This window comes from Rhodococcus sp. P14, from assembly GCF_000256505.1.
Taxonomy (GTDB): Bacteria; Actinomycetota; Actinomycetes; order Mycobacteriales; family Mycobacteriaceae; genus Rhodococcus; species Rhodococcus ruber.
On the sequence record NZ_AJFC01000407.1, the window covers coordinates 1 to 5,189 of the forward strand.

Annotated in this window: 5 protein-coding genes; 4 read left to right on the plus strand and 1 reads right to left on the minus strand. The window is 68.0% G+C overall.

Translation table 11 applies throughout. The features are described 5' to 3' along the window. Positions 1–139: 139 nt before the first annotated feature. The 3 genes from OEY_RS0127655 to OEY_RS29565 all read left to right on the plus strand — a co-directional run bounded on the left by OEY_RS0127655 (position 140) and on the right by OEY_RS29565 (position 2,695). Entirely contained in the window at positions 140–856 is a 717-nt protein-coding gene (locus tag OEY_RS0127655) for a ParA family protein (RefSeq protein ID WP_029540292.1), read from the plus strand. After that, entirely contained in the window at positions 849–1,364 is a 516-nt protein-coding gene (locus OEY_RS30205) for a hypothetical protein (protein WP_072636225.1), read from the plus strand. Before OEY_RS0127655 ends, OEY_RS30205 begins: the two co-directional genes overlap by 8 nt. A 209-nt stretch (positions 1,365–1,573) precedes the next feature. After that, positions 1,574–2,695 carry a DUF2637 domain-containing protein gene (locus OEY_RS29565; RefSeq protein ID WP_010596959.1) on the plus strand — a complete coding sequence of 374 codons (1,122 nt, stop codon included), beginning with the start codon at positions 1,574–1,576 and terminating at the stop codon, positions 2,693–2,695. A gap of 809 nt (positions 2,696–3,504) precedes the next feature. Here the strand turns inward: OEY_RS29565 and OEY_RS0127670 are convergent. Next, the gene (locus OEY_RS0127670; protein ID WP_230304634.1) at positions 3,505–4,041 is read right to left on the minus strand and encodes a hypothetical protein; all 537 of its coding nucleotides are present in this window, start codon (positions 4,039–4,041) and stop codon (positions 3,505–3,507) included. Positions 4,042–4,340: 299 nt separating this feature from the next. Between OEY_RS0127670 and OEY_RS0127675 the strand changes: the two genes are divergently transcribed. Beyond that, positions 4,341–4,523, plus strand: a complete 183-nt coding sequence (locus OEY_RS0127675) for a hypothetical protein (protein ID WP_010596962.1) — start codon at positions 4,341–4,343, stop codon at positions 4,521–4,523. The last annotated feature ends 666 nt before the right edge of the window (positions 4,524–5,189 follow it).

Consider the following 5,189-nt stretch of genomic DNA (forward strand, 5'->3'; position numbering starts at 1 on the left):
TTGGAACGTTGCTCCGCTACAACGGTGCAACGCTGCAACGGCGTGGCGCTACGACGTTGCAGCGTTCCGACGCTTAGCGTGCAGCGCCTCAATGCACCGACTCATTGCACCCAGTGCAACCGACGAAAGGCTCCATGCAATGGCCAAAATCATCGTTTGCCACTCCCGGAAGGGAGGGGTGGGAAAAACCACGATGGCGTACGAGTTGGCTTACGAGCTGGACGCAGTCCTGGTGGACTTGGAGTACGACGGGGGCGGCGCCACCGGTAAGTGGGGGGATCGGCCTCTCGACCGGGCCCGCATTCCGATCCTCGATGCAATCCGCACCGGAAAGACCCCCAAGCCGTTGAACGGCTTCAAGAAGCCGCGTCTGGTACCTGGGCATCCTGATCTGTACGACCAGGCGCCCAGCGAAGATGCAATGGCGGATGCGCTGGTGCAGTGGGCGGGGGAGTGGGACACGGAATGGGTCGTCGTGGACACGCATCCAGGTGCAACAACCCAGGCCCATGGTGCACTGTCCGTTGCAAATGTCGTTCTTGCCCCGACTCCGTTGCGGAAGCTGGATCTCGATGCAACTGAGCAGCTCGTCGACGAACTCGCCGACTACCCCCTGGTCATTTCGCCGACAATGGTGCCGGCAGCACCTCCGGGAACGATGATCGACCGTCTTGCGCGGATGGTTGACGGCACGCCGGTGCAAGTTGCGCCTCCGGTTCCCCATGCCGCCCGGGTTGGCACTCGAACGAAGCGCATTGCAATCACCGCCGAGGAACCACCGGCCAAGCCGTTGCGGGCTTTCGCGGCTGCAATCACCGACACCGCGAAGTTCCTCCAGGAGTACGTCAATGACTAACGGACTCGATGCCTTGCGGCAAAAGAATAAGCGTGCCAGTGGGCGCACCATGCCGCCACCGCGGCACAAGCCCCGGTCGGTTCCGGTGGAGATTCCCACCGATTCCGAGAACCCGACCAATCCCATTGCGCCCCCCGTGCAAGAGATTCGACCGTCTACATCGGACGCTGCGGCCCACTTGGAGCAAGCGGCCGCGCAGACCGTCAACGACCGGGAACCGGCACTCGCGTTGCCTGCCTCCGAGTTGCCGAAGGCGGCGCCTCCAGTGCCTTCCACAGAAGTGGACGAGCTAACAAAGTCGACGATCTATCTGGACGCCGAGACCGACCAGTTCCTCGAGGAGGCGATCTATCTCGGGCGGAAGCAAAAACCACGCATTGATTCCCGTAGTGCGATCGTTCGTTTTGCACTTCGTGAGTTGGCCTCTCGCATGTCCACCGAGCAGGTGATTGCCGCGATCCGGGCAGGTGCGCCTGAAACTGGCAACCAAGGAAGACCTCGCCTCTAGCTGCATAGCGTTTCAACGTTCTAGCGCCATAAAGAGGGGGAGCCCCGCTCGACCTGCAATCCAACGGGACTCCGTGACCGGCTACCTCAGCAAAGGAAATTCCGATCATGTATGACCTTAACGTTCGCGCTGCGCAACGTCAGCTACCGTCCGCAAGTGCACGCCGACGATTGCACTCGAAGACCATGGCCCTCGGTGCTGTTGCAGCGATGACGCTCGTGCTTGCAGCGCTGGCGTTCACCCTGTCGTTCGATGCGTTGCGTCAGCTCACCCTGGAAATCGGTGTGCGCCCGGAACTGGCCTGGATGGCGCCGGTGGCACTCGATGTTGCACAGGCCGCCGCGGCCCTCGCTCTCGTTGCACTGGGGACCGACGACGAGTTCCGCGGTGCCCGCCGGTACTGCAAGGCCCTGGCCACGGGCACGGTCCTGCTCAGCGTGGCCGGCAACGGCTACCACGCCTTCCGCCTGGCCGGGCAGCGGCACGCGCAGGCCGCGGCCGGTGTCGATGTCGGGTACCAGCCGCAACCGGCTGCCATTGCCGCCTGCATTGCGATGATCGTGCCGCTGCTGTTCCTGGCGCTGTTGCATCTGTTCACCACGATCGTGCGGGCGCTGGCCGTCGAACGTGGCCGCTACAACGAGGCGGTGCACGACGCGCACCCGATGACCCCCCGGGAGCAGCCCGCGAGCACACCCGAGGCATCGGAGGTGCACGACCCTGCGGAGGTGCACGACCCTGCGGAGGTGCACGACCCTGCGGAGGTGCACGACCCTGCGGAGGTGCACGACCCTGCGGAGGTGCACGACCCTGCGGAGGTGCACGACCCTGCGGAGGTGCACGACCCTGCGGAGGATGCACCCGTCGTGCACGACGTGCAGTACCCCGGTGCACGCGTGCACACCGATGCCTCCGCCGGTGCCGCCGAGCCTGCAACGGTGCAGCCGCAGCACATCGGGCGCCACGGTGAGGAGGCACCGGGGGAGGGGGTCGTGCAGGCCCCGGCCCCGCTCGAGGCATCGCCCGAGCAGACTCTCGCGCCGACGTCCGGTGGCTATCCGCAGACGGTCGACGGCCTGCGCGAGTTCCTGGCCGGGTGCACACTGCGCAGTGAGGAGAAGGAGGTCGCGGCGATCCTGCTGGACCGCCCGCAGCTGACCTATGCGCAGGTGGCCACCGAGCTGGAGGACACCCCGTCCCCGTCCACGGTGTGCCGGCGCTGGCAGCGCTTCAAGAACGCGGCCTACGCCGAAGGCTTCGAGATCCCGCCGGTGGTGCTGCTCCCGCTCGACGCGGTCACCCACCGCGAGGAGCGACTGGTGTCGGTGTGACCTGCCGCGGGCCACATGCTGTGCCGTGCGGGTAGGCACCTGCTGCCGAACGAACCGGTGGCCGCAGCACGGGGGTGCAGAAAACGGTGACGCCGGGACTGTGCTTCCCCCACAGTCCCGGCGTCGAGTCCCATCATAGCAGGCGTGTTCGAACATATGTTCCCCTGAGTGGGGGAGTGGTGCGACCATTATGGATGTGGCCCGGTACGAGCGAGCACCGACGATCTGCCCCGCCGGACATCGCCTCGCCCCGAACCAGGTCCTCGTCGGCTGGATCCCGTGCGACTGCACCCCCGGCGCCGGCGGCCACCGCACCTGGACGTGCCGCACCTGCGAGGTCACCATCGGCTCACCGCCCCATGTCGGCCCGCCGCGGCCGGGAGTGCGGTGGTCCTGAAAGAAGGCGAACGCCCCGGTGCGTTGGGTGCCGGGGCGCTCACCGGGCAGCGTACGACGCCGGTCCGACACCTTGCCGCGGGACGTGAGACGGCGGTGGTGGTTCTGTGTAGTGTCGTCCTTGGTCGCGCACGGTCCCCTCGGACGTGCGGGCCGTGTGCCCCGGCGGTTCACCCCCCGACGCCGGGGCACTGGCCTACCCGGGGGATGCGGCGACATCCCCAGGGTCCGCGTAGGGCGGCTGCCGATGTCACTGTGACGGTCCGGTCCGGTTCTTGTTGGTCCGTACCGAAGGTGTGGTGCTCGACGGTGGGGGAGTGGCCCGCTATCGTTGAGGGTGTCCTGGCGAAGAGTCAGGAAAGTAAGGCCGGGAGCCCGCACGCTTTGCGTGGTCGCCCGGCCTTTGCGCTTGTCTACCGCACCCGCGCCGCGGTGACCAGCGAGTCGATCGCGCGCCGCAGCTGCCCGCCGGCGGTATAGGCGTAGGCGATCAGGTCCGCAGCCCACCGCAACTCGTGCGCGTGCCGACGGTCCACCCTCGCCCGGACCGTCGTGGCCGCCCCGACCCGGGCGAGAGCCCCGGTGAGCGCCGCGAGATCCTGCTTGTCCTGGGCACACGATTCGACCAGGATGCGGCGCGCTCCCAGCTCGGCGCTGTGCACCGCCAACGCCGCCAGCAACTGGTCACGGACCTGCCGGTGCGGGCGACCGACGATCGGCGCGGTGAACAGGTGAGCCTGCCGAATCGGCGGTGTGCGGGCGAAGGCGGCCACGATCCGCCGCCGATTCTCCGGGCGCTCGTCGTGCATGTGCAGCCGATCCCGGTTGTTCGGCTTGAGTGCGCGCATCGTCTTGCGGGCCACAGCCAGATCCTCGGAAGGCACCACCACCGCGCAGATCAAGTAGTCCTTCGTCTTCGCCTCGTCGACGAAGATCTCCACGGTTGGCATCACACCTTCTTCCTCCGGTATCCGGCCCACGGCATTGTCGCCGATCACCGTCGCCGATCACCGCGGCCCCTCCTGCCCCCGCATCCGCCGGGGGTCCGCGACCTGCCCGGTCCGGACCGGCTTTCCGCCGAGGCCCGCTGCGCCGTGGCGGTTCTGTCGGCACGGCCCGCGCACGGCTCCTATCTGGCCGGAGCCTCCTCGGCGCGCCTGCCGGAGAATCCGCGTCTGCTCGGCTACCGTCGCGGCAGCTCACGAGTCAAGGGGCGAGAGCGCCCCGGGTCATCGAGGGGGCGCCCGGCATGGAGATGGACAAACAGCTGCACCAGTGGGCGTGGCAGCTGCGCCACGACGGCCACGACTGGAGTGAGGTCGCCAACGAACTCGGCTGCACCGAAGACCTCGCCCGCGCCATGGCCGACCGGCACCGCCGCGACACCGAAACCCAGGCTCAGGCCGCTCAGTTCTCTCTGTTCGACCTGTAACCCCCGACCGGAGCAACACCCCCGGCACAGCCTCCAGTGCCGCCGACGACGTCAGTACGCGCACTGCCGGGGCGCGCACCCGAAGGTCGGATTCACGTCGATCAGGAGAACGCACGCGTACCGCCATCTGCCGCGCCCACGGCGAACCTCACCCGCTGCGGGGGCGGTGGCGGTGTCCTCCCAGGAACTACCTTTGCAATGGTGGCGCCCGGCGGAAACGGGGACGTCTCTCGGCACCAATTCAGGCGTTGTAGCGCTATAACTCGCGGAGCGGGTGCCTCCCAGGCTCCGTGCGCCGCGGCCCGGCCGGAAACACCCTCTCGCTGGGGCCTTTCCGGACGGCAACGGCCTTGCAGACCGGCCTCGGTCGGCTACAGCCTTCCCGCCCCGTGAGAGGATCTGCCGTCGGGCCGTCACCCGGTCAACATGCCCCAGCGACACCGGCACGGCGCAGGGGAGAGGGACGAGCACGCTGCACCGCCGGCACGACGTCCGCCGCCTCGCTCAGAGGAAGTGGGGCCCGGCCTGGTGGGTGTGCAGGAGCCTTTGAGGCCGTGACCTCCTGGCGCGCACCGGCGATCGCCGCGGACAGGAGCGTTGTCGACCTCGGGCGTGGTCCGTGGTGCGCCTGCGGCGCACACCGAATCGAGCTCCGCTGCGCTCCGC